General features: G+C 68.0%; 11 protein-coding genes. 4 read left to right on the top strand and 7 right to left on the bottom strand.

The features are described 5' to 3' along the window. Positions 1–2: 2 nt before the first annotated feature. The 3 genes from DAT35_RS12205 to DAT35_RS12215 form a co-directional block, all read right to left on the bottom strand. Positions 3–773 carry a 3-hydroxybutyrate dehydrogenase gene (locus DAT35_RS12205; RefSeq protein WP_108067252.1) on the bottom strand — a complete coding sequence of 257 codons (771 nt, stop codon included), beginning with the start codon at positions 771–773 and terminating at the stop codon, positions 3–5. A gap of 11 nt (positions 774–784) precedes the next feature. Further along, entirely contained in the window at positions 785–2,191 is a 1,407-nt protein-coding gene (locus DAT35_RS12210; protein ID WP_108067108.1) for a hypothetical protein, read from the bottom strand. A gap of 99 nt (positions 2,192–2,290) precedes the next feature. Further along, a complete protein-coding gene (locus tag DAT35_RS12215; RefSeq protein ID WP_158501665.1) occupies positions 2,291–3,721 on the bottom strand; it encodes a triacylglycerol lipase in 1,431 nt (476 codons plus the stop codon). A gap of 337 nt (positions 3,722–4,058) precedes the next feature. Here DAT35_RS12215 and DAT35_RS12220 point away from each other — a divergent pair, with 337 nt between their 5' ends. After that, positions 4,059–6,965 carry a PHB depolymerase family esterase gene (locus DAT35_RS12220; RefSeq protein ID WP_233261427.1) on the top strand — a complete coding sequence of 969 codons (2,907 nt, stop codon included), beginning with the start codon at positions 4,059–4,061 and terminating at the stop codon, positions 6,963–6,965. Positions 6,966–7,080: 115 nt separating this feature from the next. On the opposite strand, the gene DAT35_RS12225 is transcribed toward DAT35_RS12220, so the two are convergent. After that, positions 7,081–7,581: a cyclophilin-like fold protein gene (locus tag DAT35_RS12225; RefSeq protein ID WP_233261428.1), complete on the bottom strand. Its 501-nt coding sequence runs from the start codon at positions 7,579–7,581 to the stop codon at positions 7,081–7,083. A gap of 170 nt (positions 7,582–7,751) precedes the next feature. On the opposite strand from DAT35_RS12225, the gene DAT35_RS12230 reads away from it, so the two are divergent. After that, positions 7,752–8,657, top strand: a complete 906-nt coding sequence (locus tag DAT35_RS12230) for a LysR family transcriptional regulator (RefSeq protein ID WP_108067110.1) — start codon at positions 7,752–7,754, stop codon at positions 8,655–8,657. Positions 8,658–8,810: 153 nt separating this feature from the next. Here DAT35_RS12230 and DAT35_RS12235 read toward each other — a convergent pair whose 3' ends face one another. After that, positions 8,811–10,040: an MFS transporter gene (locus DAT35_RS12235; protein WP_199242868.1), complete on the bottom strand. Its 1,230-nt coding sequence runs from the start codon at positions 10,038–10,040 to the stop codon at positions 8,811–8,813. Positions 10,041–10,111: 71 nt separating this feature from the next. Then, the gene (locus DAT35_RS12240; protein ID WP_108067255.1) at positions 10,112–11,164 is read right to left on the bottom strand and encodes an alpha/beta hydrolase; all 1,053 of its coding nucleotides are present in this window, start codon (positions 11,162–11,164) and stop codon (positions 10,112–10,114) included. Between the two features lie 666 nt (positions 11,165–11,830). On the opposite strand from DAT35_RS12240, the gene DAT35_RS58915 reads away from it, so the two are divergent. Then, positions 11,831–12,415 carry a collagen-like protein gene (locus tag DAT35_RS58915; RefSeq protein ID WP_158501666.1) on the top strand — a complete coding sequence of 195 codons (585 nt, stop codon included), beginning with the start codon at positions 11,831–11,833 and terminating at the stop codon, positions 12,413–12,415. Positions 12,416–12,758: 343 nt separating this feature from the next. After that, complete coding sequence (locus tag DAT35_RS12250; RefSeq protein WP_108067111.1) at positions 12,759–17,741, top strand: ATP-binding protein; 4,983 nt, start codon at positions 12,759–12,761, stop codon at positions 17,739–17,741. Here DAT35_RS12250 and DAT35_RS12255 read toward each other — a convergent pair. Continuing rightward, positions 17,728–18,672 carry a class I SAM-dependent methyltransferase gene (locus tag DAT35_RS12255; protein ID WP_233261446.1) on the bottom strand — a complete coding sequence of 315 codons (945 nt, stop codon included), beginning with the start codon at positions 18,670–18,672 and terminating at the stop codon, positions 17,728–17,730. The two genes, DAT35_RS12250 and DAT35_RS12255, sit on opposite strands and share 14 nt — an antisense overlap. Positions 18,673–18,788 lie beyond the last annotated feature (116 nt).

The raw sequence follows: 18,788 nt of genomic DNA on the forward strand, positions 1-18,788 counted from the left end.
CCTCAGCGGGCCGTCCAGCCGCAGTCCATCATCTGGGCGGCCCCGGTGATGCCGCCCGCGGCCTCCGAGCACAGGAAGGCCACGTACGCCGCCACCTCCGAGGGCTCCAGCAGGCGCTTCACCGCCGCCGGGGCCAGCATGATGCGCTCGACGACCTCGGCCTCGGTGAGGTTGTTCACCCGGGCCTGGTCGGCGATCTGCTTCTCCACCAGCGGCGTGCGCACATAGCTGGGGCAGATCGCGTTCACCGTCACGCCCTTGTCCGCCGCCTCGAGCGCCACCGTCTTCGTCAGCCCCATCAGCCCGTGCTTGGCCGACACGTAGGCCGACTTGTACGGCGACGCCACCACCCCGTGCAGCGAGGAGACGTTGATGATGCGTCCCCACTTGCGCGCGTACATCAGCGGCAGGGCGTACTTCGTCAGCAGGAAGGGCCCCACCAGCATGATGCGGATCATCAGCTCCCAGCGCTCCTCCGGGAACTCCTCCACCGGGGACACGTGCTGCAACCCGGCGTTGTTCACCAGGATGTCGAGCCGTTCCCACTCCTTCTGGGCCCGCTCCACCAGCGCCCGGCACTCCTCGCGCGAGGACACGTCCGCCCGCTGCGCGATGGCGCCCGGAATCTTGCTGGCCACCTCGCGCGCACCGGCCTCGTCCAGGTCCGACACCAGCACCCGGGCCCCGCGCGCGCCCAGGTCCTCGGCCACCGCCCGGCCGATACCACTCGCCGCGCCCGTCACGAGCGCGCACTTCCCCGTCAGCTCTCCCATGTGCATGCCTCTCAGAGAATCATCCGCAGCGTGAGGAAGCCCGACAGGTCCTTCTCCTCCAGCTCGGGCTTGCCCTCGATCTTCTTCGAATACGTGGCGACGCGCGCACCCAGTGCCACCTGATCGAACATCCACCAGGTCGCGCCCACGTTGAAGTACGTGGTGCTCGTGGAGAGAACAGGCTCGCTGGCGGGGTTGCTTCCCGTGGGGGGAACGAAGGAGGGCGTGTGGTCATCCACGCGCGCGAAGTTGAAGCCCACGCCCGACCTGCCAAAGAAGAAGACGTCCAGACCGCCCGACAGGGTGAGCGCGTCGAAGGGGGTGTTCAGGAGCTGGTTGGCGTAGCCCGCGGCCGAGTTGACGACGTCGTTCTGCACGCGCGCCACGTTGAAGAAGGGCGTCACCTCGAAGGGCAGCGCCGGCACCATGCCCTTGAGCTTGAGCTTCACGTTGCCGCGCAGGTTGTAGCCCGTCAGCGGCGGATCCTCCGTCGAGGAGGCCTGGTAGTTGATGTTGAAGACCTGGGCCATGGCCTTGGCCTCGAACCAGGGGTGCTCGTAGGAGAGCGAGGGGCTGATGACGCGGAAGTGGATGTCATCGTCCGGCTGGCCGTTGCGGAAGTTGGCCAGGGGCCTCTCCCAGAAGCGGCTGTTGCCACCGAAGGAGCCGCCCACCATGTACGAGGCCGAGGAGCTCAGCGGGTTGGCCTCGGTGTAGCTCAGGCCGACGGTGAAGCCCCAGCGCGTATAGCGGGCCTGCACGCCCTGGCCGCGGTTGAAGCCGCTGTAGAGCAACGGGTCGCGCGTGTACTTGTCCGCCATGAGCACGTCGCCCATGTGCGCGGAGAAGTAGTCCACGCTCGCCGGGTCCAGGAGGATGCCGGCCTCCACCGTCGCGCCCCAGCGCTGCAGGCGCAGCACCTGGTCGCGCACCGACATCGAGGCCGTGCCCTCCCAGATGCCCGAGCCGTGAGCGCGGATGTTGCGCTCGAACTCGCTGCGGAACGTGACGTAGGGACCCAGCCGCCCCTCCGCTCCGAAGCGCGCGAGGGCCACCGTGGTGATACGGCCCTCCTTCCCCGGGTTGGGGTTGACCAGCAGATTCTCCGACTGGAGACCGCCCGCGATGGAGAGCACCGGGCTGAGGAAGTACGTGTCCGTGCCCAGGGCGAAGAGGGGCCGGGTCGCGGGCGTCGGGGGGCCCAGCACCAGCGCCTCCGGGTCCTGCTTGACGGCGGGGTCCGGCTTCGCGGGAGCGGCTTCGGGAGCGGGGGGAGGCGCGGCCTGTGCGGCGGGGGCCTCGGAGGGAGCGGGAGCGGAGGCCTCGGTGGCCTGCGCCCGGGCCGCGCCCGACACCAGGGCGGACGCCAGCGTGCACGCGAGCGCTAGACGGGACGCGGCGGAGAACGACGGATTCATGGGGGAGGACTCTCTCTGCGGCTGCTCTCGAAAGAGGGGCCGCCGCCCGCGCGGGCAGCCACTGCCGCGGGCGGCGGGTTGAGACCGGGGAGACGACGGCTACTTCGCCAGGAACTCCATGGCGAGCTTCAGGCCCGCATCGGAGCGCAGGGAGCCGAAGTGGTTGGCGATGAAGCCCTTGCTGAAGTAACCGCTGGTGTCGTAGTCGTTGAGCGTCGTCAGCTTGTTCTCCACGCACCCCGGCATGTCGATGCGCGAGGCCGCCTCGGACACGTAGTAGTCCTGGTAGTTGGCGCCCTGCTGGATGTCCGTCATGGTGATGGTCAGGTACTTCACCACGTTGCCGCCGCACTGGCCCGTCTTGCCAAAGGCGTAGTCACCATCCGCGCACGGGGTGGCGAAGAGGTCCTTCGGGCCGTTGAGCGGCTTGTGGAAGTACGTCTGCACGTAGTTGGAGCGGCTGCCCATCTCGCAGACGATGGTGCCACGCATGGTGGGGTTGGCGGTACACAGCCCGGCGTCATAGGTGGACACGCCGTGGTTGGCGCCCGAGCCGACGATGACGTGGCTGACCTGCGGGAAGGGGTTGATGGCCTCCGGCTTGCCGTCGGCGTACTCCACGTACAGCCGGCGGAGGGCATCACGTACCACCGTCACGCCCAGCGAGTGCCCGACGAGGGCCACCTTGCGGCCGGGGTTGTTCTTCATCACCGCCTTGATGAGGGACTCGAGGATGGGCGTGGACCAACCGTGGTCGATGTTGCCCGCCGCGTTCTCCGTGCTGCTGTTGGCGGAGGGGTCCACGGTGGCGATCAGATCCGTGCGGAAGTCCACGGCGATGACGCGGTAGTGCGCGGCGATGAGCTGCTCGGCGAGTTGGGGCCGCTCCGCCGTGTCCGGATTGAACTGGACCTTCTCGACCGCGGCGTTGATCGCCGTGCCCGGCGGCAGCAGGAACTTCTCCCAGGTGTGCGGCCGGGTGGAGTTGCCGTGCACCAGGATGACGATGGGCTTGGAGGTGTCCTCGTCCGGCTGCTTGTACTCCTTGGCGGCGCAGGGGTAGCCGGGGATGGTGGCCTTGTCACCGTCGACGAAGTTCTTGGCCACGTTGGGGCCGCCGAAGTCGACGCGCCCGGTCCACTTTCCATCGTTGTTGCCGTCGGCGTAGGGCGTGGTGCCGGAGGTGTTCGACTTGTCGTAGTAGAGGTTCTCCACCGTGCAGCCGGGGTGGTTGGTCAGCGGGCGGTACTTGCCGTCGTACTGCTTGAAGGTCCCAGGGGTCTGCCGCGCGGTGAGCCCGGGATCCAGCATCTCGGGCGCGTCGTGGAAGGACCAGGCGGCCACGTCCACCCCCTCGGCGCGCAGCTCATCCTGCCGGGCGGCGATCTGCGCCTTGCACTTCGCCGCCGACACCTCTCCCTCCTCGCCGCCGGGGTCGGTCGGCTTGCCGGTCTTGGGGTCGCACGCGAGCAGCGCGCAGGCGGCGAGCCCGGTCGCGTAGAAGCGGAGGGAGTGCTTGGACATCCTCATGTGTGGCTCCTGTGGGAGACGTCGGGGGACGGAGGGGCCGGCCATCACGGGCGGCGGCGGCATCCTAGCGCCACCTGATGCCAGATTCATGTTTGCATGATGGTCGGTTCATGTTCACCCGCACCGCGCGGCTTTGACATTGCGCGTCATGCCAACCCAGGCCACACCTGATGAAAGATTCATGTTTACATGATGGTAGTTTCATGTTCGCGCGGTCCTCGGCGCCACAATCTTGACATCACGCGTCATGCACGGGCGCATTCCCTTGCATGCAACGGCATAAGCAGTATTCAAGGAATTATGCTAAGGCATTACCTCCCCTTTCCCGGGAGGATGCATGCAGAAGCGACGTATCGCAGGAGCCGCGGGAGCACTTCTGACGCTGGCTGTCTTCGGATGCAACGAGCTACCGCCCCCTGAAGAAGCCCCACCTCCCGTGGGACAGGTGCACAGCGCGCTGACCCAGGTGACGAGCTTCGGGACGAACCCCGGCAACCTGAAGATGTGGAAGTACGTCCCGGCCGGCGTGCCCGCGAATGCCCCGCTGGTGGTGGCGATGCACGGCTGTACCCAGACGGCGGACGCCTATACCAACACCGGCTGGAACGCGCTGGCGGACCAGCTCAAGTTCTACGTGCTCTATCCGGAGCAGCTGAGCTCCAACAACCAGAACACCTGCTTCAACTGGTTCGAGCCGGGTGACATCGCCCGAGGACAGGGCGAGGCGCTCTCCATCAAGCAGATGGTCGACAAGATGAAGACGGACTATTCCATCGACGCGAGCCGGGTCTTCGTCACCGGCCTGTCGGCGGGAGCCGCGATGACGCACGTCATGGCCGCGGCCTACCCAGATGTCTTCGCGGGCGCCGCCAGCATGGCCGGCATCCCGTACAAGTGCGCGACCTCGATGACGGATGCCTTCACCTGCATGAGCCCGGGCGTGGACAAGACGCCCCAGCAGTGGGGCGACCTGGTCCGCAACGCCTACTCCGGCTACACCGGCCGGTATCCCAAAATCTCCATCTGGCACGGCACGTCCGACTACACCGTGAAGAACACCAACCAGACGGAGGCCGTGGAGCAGTGGACCACGGTGCACGGCATCGACATGAAGGAGGACGTCAGCGACACGGTCGCCGGCTACCCCCACAAGGTCTACAAGGACGCCGCGGGCAACGCCCTCGTGGAGACCTATGCCATCACCGGCATGGGGCACGGCACGCCCATCGACCCGGCCACCAAGTTCCCCGGCACCAGCGTCGCGTGCGGCACCGCGGGCGCCTACGTGCTCGACACGGACATCTGCTCCACCTGGTACGTGGCGAAGTTCTTCGGGCTCGACAACTCGGACACCGCCGCCCCCACCGTCAGCATCTCCGCTCCGGCCAATGGCGCCAGCGTGAGCGGGACGGTGAAGGTGACCGCCAACGCCAGTGACAACGTGGGCGTGGCGAAGGTCGAGTTCTCCATCGACAACACGCTCGTGGGCACCGACTCGGCGTCGCCCTTCGAGTACAGCTGGAACACCGCCGCGGCCACCAACGGCACCCACACCCTGGTCGCCCGCGCCTCCGACGCCGCCGGTAATACCGCGACCTCCAGCACCGTCTCCGTCACCGTGACGGGCGGCATCTCCGACACCACGCCCCCCACCGTGGCCATCACCTTCCCCACCGCCGGTGCCACCGTGGCCGGTGCCATCGACATCGCCGCCACCGCCTCGGATGACATCGGCGTGACGAAGGTCGAGTTCCTCATCGACGGCTCCGTGGTGGGCCAGGGCGTACCCGCCCAGCAGGCCGGGCCCTACGAGTTCAACTGGAACACCACCGGGACCTCCACCGGCATTCACAGCCTCCAGGCCAGGGCCTCCGACGCCGCCGGCAACACCGCCCTCTCCACGGCCGTGGCCGTGACGGTGGACCAGGGCTCGGTCCGCTTCACCGAGCGCTTCTCCAACAGCGGCCCCGACAACGCGGGCTGGAGCCTCACCGAGTGGGCGCTCGACGCCAGCGACCAGACCGGCGTCACCGGCAGCCAGTCCATCCTCGGCTCCGCCACGCCCGCCTTCAACACCGTCACCCGCACCGCCAGCGTCGCCGTGGCCCTGACGTCCAACCCGCGGCTCTCCTACTGGCGCAAGCTGGACCTCTCCGCCGCCAACACCTCCGCGTCCGTGGCCTTCAAGGTCGTCGTCAACGACGGCACCGACCACGTGGTGGACTCGGCGTCGAAGACCGGCGCCGGCTCCCTCTCCGAGTCCAACTGGACGCAGCGCGCGGACCTCGACCTGTCCGCGTATGCCAACCGGAACGTCACGCTGAAGTTCATCGTCACCGGGACGGACACCGGCTCGAACATCAGCCGCGCCAAGGCGTGGGTGGACGGCATCACCCTCGGCCCGCCGAGCGCCTCCGCCGACACCACTCCCCCCACGGTGAACGTCACCGCCCCCGCCAACGCCGCCACCGTCAGCGGCACGGTCGACGTCACGGCGAGCGCCTCGGATGGCGTGGGCGTGTCGAAGGTCGAGTTCTACGTCGATGGCTCGCTGGCTGGCACTGACACCACCTCGCCGTATGCCTTCACCTGGAACACGGCGGGCGTGGCCAACGGCAGCCACTCACTCATGGCCAAGGCCTATGACGCCGCGAACAACGTGGGCACCGACAACGACACCTCCGTCACCGTGAGCAACAGCAGCGGTGGGGCGGCGACCGTCGTCACGTTCAGCAGCATCTCGGCCGATGACGGGTATGTGAAGGCGAACGCGGATGGCAGCTCCCCCGCGGTGGGCACGTACACCACTCCGGCCATCGGCAAGGGCGCGGACGCCAAGTACAACCGGGCGTTCTTCTCGTTCGACACGTCCTCGATTCCGGACACCGCCACCCTCACGCGCGCTTCGCTCAAGGTGACGCTGTCCTCCTCGTCCGCCGACCCGTGGGCGGATCCTTCCGCCAACACCCTCACGGTCGACCTGAAGAACGGGGCGTTCGGCACCGCCTCCACCACGGAGACCGCCGACTTCACCGCGGCCGCCACGGCTTCCGGTGTGGCCGAGCTCATCAAGTTCACCACCGGCACCCAGAGCTCCACGGACTTCAACGCCGAGGGACTCGCCGCCATCAACAAGACGGGCAAGACGCAGGCCCGGCTCCAGTTCACGCAGAACCAGGCCGGCACCGCCTATGTCTTCCTCACCGAGGGCACCGGCGCCGTCCTGACGGTGGAGTACAAGTAGTCGCGAGCCGCGGGGCCGGAGCCACGCTCGCTCCAGCCCCAGCGGCCTTTCCGGTGGCACTGCCAGCGGTGAGCGTCAACGGAGTTGTCACCAGGAGTTGGCTCACGCGCGCATCCTACTCGGCGAGCTCGATCCGCACCTTCAGCGGACCGGGCTCCCTCAGGGCCTCGACGCCGCCGTCGAGCTTCCCGAGCGTGACGAGCCCGGTCGAGTGGCGGAAATCTCGGTGGAAAAGGGCCAGGTTCCCCCAGGGGGCGTAGTAGGTGATGTCCCCGGCAGCGGCAGCGGTGCCTGCAGGCGCGCCCTTCGTGGACAGCCTGCGCGGCAAGTCGCTGATCTTCTCGGTCGCCGCGTAGTCCTCAAGGGTCAGGGTCAGCGGCAACAGGGAGACGAAGTCGCGTGCCGTCTCGTTATCGCGCAGGGTGGCTGTCAGGACCTTCTCCCCCATCGTCAGTCGAATCTTCATGGCCTTTACCTGAGTGCGAACGGGCTGCTGCGCATGGACCGGGGCCGCCGCCAGCGCGAGCGCGGAGACGAGCGCGGCCTTCCGTCCGATGCCATTGGCGGCGCCGGTCACGAACGCGACCTTCCCTTCAAAGCGTCCCTTCTCGTTCATCCTTGCCATCGTCTAGAGGTACGCCCCTGCTCCCCCCCGGACAAGGCCCCGGAGGCGAATGGGCTGTTAACCGGTGGTTGAAAGTAGAGGGCCTCTTCGCCGAACGTCGCGGCATTCCTCCGCCGGGCCGTCACGAAGCTCTCCACCGGCGCTTCGCAGGAGCCACTGCAATGAAGACGGTTCTCCTCCCGCAGCTCCATGTGTTCCTTGCCGTCGCGCGCCTCAAGAGCTTCCGCGGTGCGGCACGCGAGCTCGGCGTCTCCACGGCCGCGGTGAGCAAGTCGGTGCGGCAGCTGGAGGAGCAGCTGCGCGTGGTGCTACTCACCCGCACCACCCGCAGCGTGGCGCTGACGGAGGCGGGACGGCGACTGGTGGAGGACGCGGGCCCAGGCCTGGGGCAAGCACTCGCCGCGCTCCAAGGGGTGTCGGCGCAGCCCGGGGAGGCCGTGGGGAGGCTGAAGCTGTCGGTCCCGCGCGCGGCCGTGCCCTTCGTCATCACCCCGGTGCTGCCCACCTTTCGCGAGCGCCACCCGCGCGTGGAGGTGGACATCGTTATCGAAGATCGCCTCGTGGACGTCGTCGCGGAAGGCTACGACGCGGGCGTACGCCTGAGCGAGTTCCTCGAGCGCGACATGGTGCAGGTGCGACTGACCAACCCCTTCCGTTTCGTGGTGGTGGGCGCACCCGGCTACCTCGCGCGCCATAGGGCCCCCGAACGTCCCGAGGACTTGCTGCGCCACGAGTGTATCACCCTGCGCTCACAGACGACCGGGACCCCCTACGCCTGGGAGCTGGAGCGCGGACGCAGGAACTGGCGCGTGCCGGTGCGCGGCGGCGTCGCCACCAACGACGAACAGACCAGCGTGGCGTTCGCGGTCGAGGGGCTGGGCCTGGCGTACGTTTTCGAGCCGGCGGTGCAGGAGCATCTGCGCTCCGGGCGGCTCGTGCGGGTGCTCGAGGCCTACGCGCCCACCGTCCCCGGCTTCTTCCTCTACTACCCAAGTCGCGCGCAGCGCTCCGGGCCGCTCCGCCTCTTCGTCGAGACGGCCAAGGAGCTGGCCGCGATGAGGGGGTGACGCCATGCACTTCTCGAGTGCGTGCGCTGGCCACGATGAACCGCGCAGCGCATGCCTCCGTGACGACGACCCCCTTCCCTCGGATGCCCGACATGTCTCTCTAGAGATACGGTTCGCGCGCGCAGGACCAGACGTCGGGATGGAAACGGGCCATCAAGCCCTGTTGGGTGATGGGTGTGGACTCCGCCGGAGCGGTACAGCGGTTCGCTCCTTGGCAACCAGAAGACCCAGCGGAATGAAGTAGAGAACGGCGATGACGGTTCCCACGACGACGGGTCCCGTCGCACCCAGGAACGTCTCCAGAGCGATCCCGGCGATCCACGAGCCGATCGCCGTGCCCAGGTTGAAGGAGGACGTGGTGAGTGCAGATGCAAGCGTCGGCGCCTGACCGGCGAATCGGACGGCCATCGAGATGAGGATGGGGTTCGTGGACATGCCGAACAGGCCGAGGAGCGCCACCAGCACCACCGTTGGGATCGGCCCGTGCGAGAAGAAACAAAGCGCGGCGAGCACCAGGAAGATCATCGTCGCCGAGACGAACAAGACGACATACGGCCGGTGAGAGCCGTAATGACCGCCCAGGAAGGAGCCCACGAAAGCACCGACACCGTAGCCGACGAGAACGAACGGGATCATCGCGCTGGTCAGCCCCGCGTTCTCCGTCAGCAGCGGGGAGATGAAGCTGTATGCGGCGAGCGACGAACCGCACACGATCGCGCAACTGGCGAGAACCAGCCACACTCGCAGGTTCCGCAGCCCGGCAAGTTCCGCACGTACCGAAGGAAGCGGACGATTCGCGTCATCGGGCGCCACCATGCGGAAGACAATGACGGCGCTGACAGCCGCCAGCACGGCGAGCGCCCAGAACGGGCCGCGCCACCCCATGAGCTGGCCCGCGAACGCGCCTAGCGGGACGCCGAGCACGACGGCGAGCATTCCTCCCGCCTGCACGATCCCCATAGCGCGGACACTCGCCTTGTCGTCGGCGACACGCGCCGCGACGACCGCGGCCACCGACCAGAACGCACCGGTTGCGAGGGCAGTGACAAAACGCGCGCCCAGCAGGAGCGTGAGGTTCGAGCTCGCAGCCAGGACGACGTGACCGATGGCAAAGATTCCGAGCGCGAGACTCAGCGTGACCCGGCGCGGAAGCCAGAGGGTCGCGATCGCCATGAGCGGGGAGCCGACGATCATGCCGATGGCGAACACCGTGATCATCATCCCCGCGTTGGCGACCGAGATTCCCAGATCGCGTGCGACCTCAGGCAGCAGGCCCGCGGTGATGAACTCGGTCGTTCCCATCAGGAACGTGCCGGCCCCCAGGACGTAGGTGACGAGAGGAAGACCGGACTTCGCCGGACGTGATTGGACCTGAGCAGACATGGCAGAGTCGAATGACTTTCTTTAGAACTGGCTCGCGGCGCGTCCGTTAGGCGCTCTTGGCGATGCTTGGGTTACTTTAGATTGTCCCGGAAGAAGGTGGTCAACTTGTCAAATGGAATGAGGTTGACACGATCGTAAAGATCCACGTGGCCAGCGTCAGGAACAATGACCAGTTCCTTGGGTTGACCGGCAAGCCTGTAGGCATCTTCACTGAACTCTCTGGAATGAGCGTTCTCACCCGTGATGAAAAGCATAGGACGAGGAGAAATCGTCTCTATGTCCGTGAATGGGTAGAAATTCATGAATTTAACGTTACTGGTCAGCGTTGGATGCGTCGTGGTGTTCGGGCTATGACCTCTGGAAGTGCGGTAGAAGTCATAGAATTCGCGATCAATCGCAGTTGAATTCCCATCCAGCTGCTCAGGCGTCCCGCTGGTGTATTTCATTTCACCTCCCGTGAACTCCGCATAGCGCTGCTGCGCTGCCTCCTCGAGGAGCTTCTTTCTCTGCTCGAGGGTCACGGAATGCCTGAGCCCGTTGCGGTTGGCAGCGCCCATATCGTACATGCTGACTGTCGCGATGGCCTTCATGCGCGGATCAATCTTGGCCGCACTGATGACAAAGCTCCCGCTGCCACAAATTCCAATGGCACCAATCCGCTCCCTGTCAACAAATGGCTGGGCGCCCAGGAAATCCACCGCGGCACTGAAATCCTCAGCATAGATGTCCGGCGAAACAGCGTTGCGAGGCTGGCCATCACTCTCGCCCCAGAAAGACAAATCCAAGGACAAAGTAACGAATCCCTGTTCAGCCATTTTCGTGGCATATAGATTCGCACTCTGCTCTTTCACCGCACCCATGGGATGCCCGACGACGATCGCCGGATTCTTTGCATTCCGATTCAAGTCCTTGGGAACGAAAAGATTCCCCACGACGTCCATCTTGTATTGATTCTTCAAGGTAATCTTCTGCATGTTCACCCTATCGCTCGTGTAGAAATTATCCGCGCCATTGGACATATCTCCGAGCGCCAGGTTTCTCGCCGGACTCGCCAGCAGGCTGCAGGCAGCCATGACCCAGAATGAACTGATCAGAAGTCCTAAAAACCCAATGGTCTTTCTCATGATGATGCTCTTTCTCATTGGACCTTCATTCATCTTGTGATGCCGAGCCGACTGCGCGGATCCGGAGCCGGTGCGCCCCGTTCACGAATAGAAGTACGCGCCAGCTCCTCGAATGACTACGTTCAGGGAGCAGACAGGCTGTGAACCGATGGTTGACAGTGTGCGACTGACTGGCTGCGATTACCGGAAGTGAGAGGGGTGTGCGAACGCCACGAGCTCATCGGCCGCATCAAGCAGGCGGGCAAGCACGTCACGAAGCCGAAGGTGGGCGACATGGCGGGCGTCGGCTGCATGGTGGACTGGTGCCACGCCGCGTATCACAACGCCCACTCACAGAAAATCCACAGCCCGCGTGTAATCTTTGGCTCCGCGAGAGAACAAAGCCCGATTAACGTGCCCGCGAATCAACCCAAAGGAGGGGCATTGGTGCGAGGTATCCGTGTGGCATTGGCCACGCTGTTGATGGGCTATCTGCTGAGCGCGTGCACGCAGCTCGAGGGACCGCAGGGTCTGCAAGGGGCGCAGGGACCGCAAGGCGCGCAGGGACCGATGGGTCCGCAAGGCCCCTCGGGAGGTCCTCCGGGTCCCGTTGGGCCCAAGGGTGATACGGGCCCTCAAGGCCCCGTAGGCCCGCAGGGCCCGCCGGGTTCCGCTGGCGGCACGCCCATGTGCACACCGGGCGCTTCGTTCTGCGAGGGCTCGAAGCTCTGGGCCTGCACGAAGACAGGGACGGACGCCGTGCTCACCACGGAGTGCACCGGTGGCTCCACGACGAATCCCGTGGGGTGCTTCACCACCCAGTGCCTTCCAGGCTCGCCCGGGTGCTGCCGGACCACCAAGCCAACCTGCCGCTGGAACCTCACGAACCCCGCCATGAGCGGCAGCTACTTCCTCTATGACCCGGAACAGCCCTACTGCACCGTCACCTCGCAATGCGCGGAGGACAACGCCTTCGCGCTGCAACTCAGGCCGGACGCGGGCGGAGTCGTGTGCCCCAAACCCACCTACTACCAAATCTCCTTGTCCCTGAAGCGCCCCATGACAACCCCTGGAGAGGTCATCTCGCTGCCCAACTCCCGGGTGTACCTATCGCTCAGCAGCTATGACAGCACCAAGAGCTGCTCCACATGGACGGGTACCGTCACCTGGAACTCGGACGTGCCGAGCTGGAGCGTCACCTTCGATGCCACCTGCAGCGAGACAGGCAAGAGCAGCATCCGGTTCACCGGAACCTTCAGTGGAGACCTGTGAGCCACGCTCCGGGTGACGCTCCCGTCTCCGGGAGTGAGCACTGACCCGGAAGGGACCCGAGGCACTCCACGGGTCCCTTCCCAGGGTCCATCCCTTCATCTACGGCCGCCATTACCGGGAATGAGCACCGCCCGCCCGTCTGCCCTCCGGCCGATGGCTCGGGCCCTCGTGCCCGCGCTCGAGGGGATGCACAAGCAAGGGACCCTCTCCATTTGAAGCACCCTACCCTCTGGTGCATGAAGCCGCCTCGTCCCCCTTGGCACCGCACTCTGCGGTCCCAAGCTTGTCGATGACGCGCCGACCCCACCACCAACGGTGGTGCGACCAGAGGGGGAGGGCATTGATGGCGGAGGGCTACGAACAGGCGGGACCCTCTCTGGAAGGGGCGCACCCCGGCAGGCGGCTGGGCAACCGCTTCGAACTCACCCAGCGCATCAAGCAGGGCCGTGGCATCACCACGTGGCTCGGGGTGGATCTCCACACCGGCGCCCGCCTCGTCATCAAGACAACATCCGCCCTCTCCCTGGTGCCCACCGCCCGACAGCGTCTGGAGCACGAGGCCGGTGTGCTTCGCTCGCTGCGCAGCCCCTATCTGGTGCCCGTCCTGCACTTCGGCACGGGCGGCGACCTGCTCTTCCTCGTGACTCCCTTCGTGGCCGGGGTATCGCTCCAGGAGCGGCTCGCCAGCGGCACCCTCTCCGTGCCCGAGGCCCTCGTCGTGGGCCAGTGTGTGCTGGCCGCCCTCGCCGAGGCCCACTCCCACGGCATCCTCCACCGGGACGTGAAGCCCTCCAACATCATCGTCGAGGGCCGTCCCACCCTCACCCGCGCCACCCTGGTGGACTTCGGACTGGCGCGCAGTGAACGGTTGGACCCGTCCCTGAGAGATCTGCCCGTGGGCACCGCGCGCTATCTGTCGCCCGAGCAGGCCGGGCTGCTCAACCGTCCCGTGGAGGCCACCTCGGACCTGTACGCGCTGGGCGCCGTCCTCTTCGAGACGCTCGCCGGCCACCCGGCCTTCGACGGGGCTTCCGTGGGCGAGGTGTTGCGCCAGCACCTCACCTCGCGGCCCCGGCTGCGCAGCGTGGGCATCGAGGTGCCCCGCGCCCTGGAGGAGGTGGTCGCGCGACTGCTGCAGACGGACCCGCAGGACCGCTACCAGTCCGCCGAGTCCGCACGCGAGGACCTGCGCGCCATCGAGGCGGCCCTGGCCCGGGGCGAGCAGGACCCGGAGTTGGTGGCGGGCGCGCACGACATGCGCCACAGCCTCACCGAGCCCTCCTTCGTGGGACGCCACGAGGAGCTGGCCCTGCTGGAGCGCGAGCTGGAGCGCGCCCGCACGGAGCCGGGACGGCTGCTGGTGGTGGAGGCCGAGAGCGGCGGTGGCAAGAGCCGGCTGCTGGAGGAGTTCGCCACGCGCGCCCGCCAGCACCGCGCCTGGCTGTTGCAGGGACAGGCCGTGGCCCAGTCCGCGCAGCGGCCCTTCCAGCTCTTCGCGGACGTGGCCTCGGGCATCGCCGCGGCGGCCAAGGAGCGACCCGCGTTGGCGGAGCTGCTGCGCGAGCGGCTGCAGGAGCAGGCCGCGGCGGTGTGCACCGTGCTGCCCCAGTTGCAGCCGGTGCTGCGCCCCGTTCATCAGCAGGGCCTCGGCCCCGAGTCCCTGGGCGAGAGCCGCGGCATCTGGGCCCTCACCCTGCTGCTGGGCGCGCTGGGCACCGAGTCGGAACCCGCGGTGGTGCTGCTCGAGGACTCGCAGTGGGCCGATGAGCCGACGCTCCGGTCCCTGGAGAGCTGGCAGCAGGCGCGCCGCAGTGTGGGGGGACACGTGATGATCATCGTGTCCTTCCGCAGCGAGGAGGTGGGCCCCGGACACGTGCTGCGCCGGCTCAACCCCGCGGCGCACCTGCGCCTGACGGCCTTCGGGCCCGCGGACGTGGCGCGCATGCTCGAGTCCATGGCCGGCACCCTACCTCGTGAGGCCATGGACCTGGTGGTGCGCCTGTCAGAGGGCAACCCCTTCATGGCCTCGGCGGTGCTGCACGGGCTGGTGGAGGACGGCGCGCTGGTGGCGGGCCCCCGAGGCTGGCAGGTGGAGCCGGAGGCCATGGCGCATGTGCGCTCCTCGCGGCAGGCGGCCTCCTTCCTGGTGCGCCGGCTGAAGCTGCTGCCGCCCGAGTCGCTGCGCCTGCTGTCCGTGGGCGCAGTGCTGGGCAAGGGCTTCGACCTGGACCGGGTGGCGTCCCTGTCGGGCACGCCGCGCGAGCGCGTGGCGGCGGCGCTGGTGGAGCCCAGGCGCCGGCACATGCTGTGGGAGGGCAGTGGCGGCCGCTACACGTTCGTCCACGACAAGCTGCGCGAGGCGCTGCTGGGCCTCCTCAAGCCCGAGGAGCGCCGGGAATTGCACCGACTGGCGGCGCGCGCCATCGCGGCCAACCCACCGGCGGACCCCTTCGAGCTCGCCTACCACTTCGACGCCGCGGGCGAGTACGCCATGGCCCTGCCCCATGCGTTGCTGGCCGCGGAGCGGGCCCGGCAGCAGTTCGCCCTGGAGACGGCGGAGCACAACTACCGCATCGCCGAGCGCGGCGCGGCCGGAGCCGACCCGGGCCTGCGCTTCCGCATCGCCGCCGGCTTCGGGGACGTGCTCATGCTGCGCGGCCGCTACGACGCCGCCCAGCCCCAGTTCGCGCTGGCCCAGTCCCTGGCCCATGACCGGTTGGAGCAGGCCCGCACCCTGGCCAAGCTGGGCGAGCTGGCCTTCCGGCGCGGCAACGTGGACGAGGGCAACGCCGCCATGGAGAAGGCCCTGCGGCTGCTCGGCCGCTTCGTGCCCCGCTCGTCCGCCGCCCTGAGCCTCGCGGCCCTCTGGGAGGTGGGCGTGCAGGCGGGCCACACCCTCCTGCCCAGGCTGTGGCTCGCGCGCCGGCCCCTCGACAAGAGCGAGGAGGACCTGCTCGCCGTCCACATCTACAGCCGGCTGGCCTACAACTACTGGTACCTCCGCGGGCGCATGGCCGTCATCTGGGCGCACCTGCGCGACCTCAACATCGCCGAGCGCTACCCGCCCACCCCCGAGCTGGCTCAGGCCTACTCGGAGCACTCGCCGGCCATGACCACCCTCCCCTGGTTCCGCCGGGCCAATGCCTACGCGGAGAAGTCCCTGGCCATGCGCCGGGAGATGGGGGACGTGTGGGGACAAGGACAGACCTTGCACTTCTATGCCCTGGCCCTCTACGCGGAGAGCCGCTTCGACGAGAGCATCGAGAAGTGCCGGGAAGCGGTGCGTCTGTTGGACCGGACGGGCGACCGCTGGGAGGTCAACAACGCCACCTTCAACACCATCATGTGCCTCTACCGGAAGGGGAAGTTGAAGGAGGCACTGGAGGCCAGCCAGCGGCTGCATGGCGAGGCCCTGGCCATTGGAGACCGGTACGCGGTCCGGCTGGCGCTGGAGGCCTGGGGAAAGGCCTCGGGAGGCCGCATCCCCCGCGGCCTGCTGGAAGGGGAGATCGCCAACCCGGAGGCGGATCCGCAGTCGCACGCGGGAGTGCTCCAAGCCGAGGCCATCCGCCAGCTCCGCGAGGGAGACGCCGAGGGCGCGGTGGCCACGTTGAAGGAGGCGGAACGGATCGCCGAGGCGGCGCACCTGCATTCGGAGTACGTGGCCCCCATCCCGGGCTGGCTGGCCACGGCCCTGCGCCAGCGCGCCGAGCAGGTGTCCTCGCTGGCCCCGCTGGAGCGCCAGGCGCTGTTGAAGCGGGCCGAGCACGTGGCGCGACGGGCCCACGACGTGGCGAACACCTACCGCAACAACCTGCCCCACGCCCTGCGCGAGCGGGCCCTGCTGGCGGCCATGTCCGGCCGCCCGCGCCGCGCCCGCCGCTGGCTGGAGCAGAGCCTGAGCGTGGCCCGGGAGCTGGGCATGCGCCACGAGCGCGCCCAGTCGCTGCTGGCACGCGGAGAGGTGGGCCGCGCCCTGGGCTGGCCCGGCACCGCCACGGACATCGACACGGCCACCCGCGAGCTGCAGGAGCTGGAGCAGGGACTGGGCCAGGAGGGGCCGGGAGGAACGGAGCGTCCGGACACCCTGTCGCTGGTGGACCGCTTCCCCCGCGTGCTGGAGGCGGGCCGCCGCATCGCTTCCGCCCTCACCCGCCAGGCGGTCTTCGAGGCCGCGCGCCAGTCCATGATGGAGCTGCTGCGCCCGGAGCACTGCGTGGTGTTCGAGCCGGAGGCCCTGCTGCCCGAGGACGAGCTGGCGGCGGCGGGCGTGGCGCGCACCGCCATTGGCCGGACGCTGGAGACGGGACGCCCGGTGGTGATGGGCCAGGGCATGCCCGGCGGGGTGAGCGAGAGCATGGAGCTGCTGGGCGTGCGCTCGCTCCTGTGCGCCCCCATCCAGGTGCGAGGCAAGACGGTGGCGTGCGTGTGCGTCAGCCACCGGCAGGTGGGCGAGCTCTTCGGCGAGGACGAGGAGCGGCTGGCCTCCTTCGTCTGCATCCTGGCCGGCGCCGCGCTGGAGAACGCCGAGGGTTTCGAGCAGATGGCCGCCCTCTCCGAGGAGCGAGGCCGGCTCTACCGCGAGGAGCAGGAGGCGGTGCGGCGCCGCGACGACTTCCTGTCCATCGCCGCGCACGAGCTGAAGACGCCCCTCACCTCGCTGCAGCTCCACATCCAGGGCCTCATGTCCCAGCTGCGCCAGGGCCTGGAGCGGCTGCCTCCGGAGCGGCTCGGCGCCAAGCTGGAGTCGGCCAACCTCCAGACGCAGCGCCTGGGCAAGCTGGTGAACGAGCTGCTGGACATCTCGCGCATCGCCCAGGGGCAACTGCTGGGCAAGCTCGAGGACGTGGACCTGGTGACGGTGGTGCGCGGGGTGGTGGAGCGCTCGCGCGAGGCGCTGTCCCGGGCCGAGTGCGAGCTGCGGCTGGACCTGCCTCCCAGCATGGTGGGGCACTGGGACGCCATGCGGCTGGAGCAGGTGGTGCTCAACCTGCTCACCAACGCGACGAAGTACGGCGCGGGCCGGCCCATCAGCATCACCGTGGAAGGGAATGCCCACCAGGCCCGGCTTCGGGTGCGCGACGAGGGCATCGGCATCGCCGAGGAGGACGCCGCGCGCATCTTCGAGCGCTTCGAGCGTGCCGTGTCCGTGCGCCACTACGGCGGCTTCGGCATCGGGCTGTGGATCGTCCGGGAGATCGTCCAGGCGCTCGGGGGCACCATCGAAGTGGAGAGCGCCCCGGGCAAGGGCGCCACCTTCACCGTCACCCTGCCGCGCCGCGGCCCCGAGGAGCCGCGGAGCGGCAACGGCACTACCGACGCGTGAGCATCAGGTAGATGACGTTGTTGACGCTGTCGCGGAACAGCTTCACCTCGGCGAGCTCCGCGGGATCGATCTCCGCGGTGAGCGCCCTCATCTGGTTCTCGTCGCGGTAGACGAGCCACCAGTCCATGAAGGCCTCCATGTAGCCCGACTCGGGAGGCAGGACGGCGAAGTTGGCCACCAGCAGCTTCCCGCCGGAGCGCAGCATGTTGAAGAGCAGCCGGGTGAGCCGGGCGGCGGTGCCCTCGGCGAGGTAGTCGTACAGACCCGCCGAGTACACGAAGTCCATGTCCCGGAAGACTGTCTTCCCCAGGAGGATGGAGCGCACCGAGCCGCACACCGTCCGCACCGGGCCGGTGGGGAACTCGCGGGCGATCTCCGCCAGGCTGAGCGGGTCCTGATCGAAGGCGATCAGCTCGCCGAGCCGGTGGTCCCGCACGGCGTTGGACAGCTCCGCCTCGCGCAGGTGGCCACACGCCACGGAGAGGATGCGGGGCAGGTGCACACGCTCGGCCGTGGCGTCGATCTCCCGCGCCAGCAGTTCCCGGCGCTCGCGCACACTGCGTGCGCTCGGCTGGTCGTGCATGTAGCGGTAGATCTCACGGGCCTCGTGCTCCAGGCCCTCCACGTGCGCGTGGTCGTTATAGAGGTAGTCGATCAGCGCGGCGTCCCCCGCATACCCGCGCGGACGCTCGAACGCGTGGCGGGTGAAGGGACACTGGTGGATGACTTCGCGCAACGGGTGGGTGCGGACGGCTTCCAGGCAGAAGCGTCGCCACTCCTCCCGGTCCCATCTGCGCTGGAGGGTCCGGAGGCCCTTGTGCAGGGAGTCCATGCCAGATTGGACGTCTCCACCCCGGGTCATCTGCGCGTGGATGTCATCCAACCACGAGGTGGCCCGGACAAAGGCATCGCTCCAATCGACCCACTCCATCACGGGGGCGGCCAATTCATTGCGCGGGGTTTCGACATCGCCAGGGGTAGCAGCATCGCTCGAAGAGGAGGGAGGTCCTTCCATCGCCACCAAAACGAAGAGCCCTTCCACTCCCT

Origin of the sequence: Vitiosangium sp. GDMCC 1.1324, assembly GCF_003044305.1 — a bacterium.
Classification (GTDB): domain Bacteria; phylum Myxococcota; class Myxococcia; order Myxococcales; family Myxococcaceae; genus Archangium.

Bases quoted from the DNA above. Each gene is read 5' to 3' on its own strand.
- DAT35_RS12205 (WP_108067252.1), bottom strand. From the start codon at position 773: ATGGGAGAGCTGACGGGGAAGTGCGCGCTCGTGACGGGCGCGGCGAGT.
- DAT35_RS12210 (WP_108067108.1), bottom strand. From the start codon at position 2,191: ATGAATCCGTCGTTCTCCGCCGCGTCCCGTCTAGCGCTCGCGTGCACG.
- DAT35_RS12215 (WP_158501665.1), bottom strand. From the start codon at position 3,721: ATGAGGATGTCCAAGCACTCCCTCCGCTTCTACGCGACCGGGCTCGCC.
- DAT35_RS12220 (WP_233261427.1), top strand. From the start codon at position 4,059: ATGCAGAAGCGACGTATCGCAGGAGCCGCGGGAGCACTTCTGACGCTG.
- DAT35_RS12225 (WP_233261428.1), bottom strand. From the start codon at position 7,581: ATGAACGAGAAGGGACGCTTTGAAGGGAAGGTCGCGTTCGTGACCGGC.
- DAT35_RS12230 (WP_108067110.1), top strand. From the start codon at position 7,752: ATGAAGACGGTTCTCCTCCCGCAGCTCCATGTGTTCCTTGCCGTCGCG.
- DAT35_RS12235 (WP_199242868.1), bottom strand. From the start codon at position 10,040: ATGTCTGCTCAGGTCCAATCACGTCCGGCGAAGTCCGGTCTTCCTCTC.
- DAT35_RS12240 (WP_108067255.1), bottom strand. From the start codon at position 11,164: ATGAGAAAGACCATTGGGTTTTTAGGACTTCTGATCAGTTCATTCTGG.
- DAT35_RS58915 (WP_158501666.1), top strand. From the start codon at position 11,831: ATGTGCACACCGGGCGCTTCGTTCTGCGAGGGCTCGAAGCTCTGGGCC.
- DAT35_RS12250 (WP_108067111.1), top strand. From the start codon at position 12,759: ATGGCGGAGGGCTACGAACAGGCGGGACCCTCTCTGGAAGGGGCGCAC.
- DAT35_RS12255 (WP_233261446.1), bottom strand. From the start codon at position 18,672: ATGGAGTGGGTCGATTGGAGCGATGCCTTTGTCCGGGCCACCTCGTGG.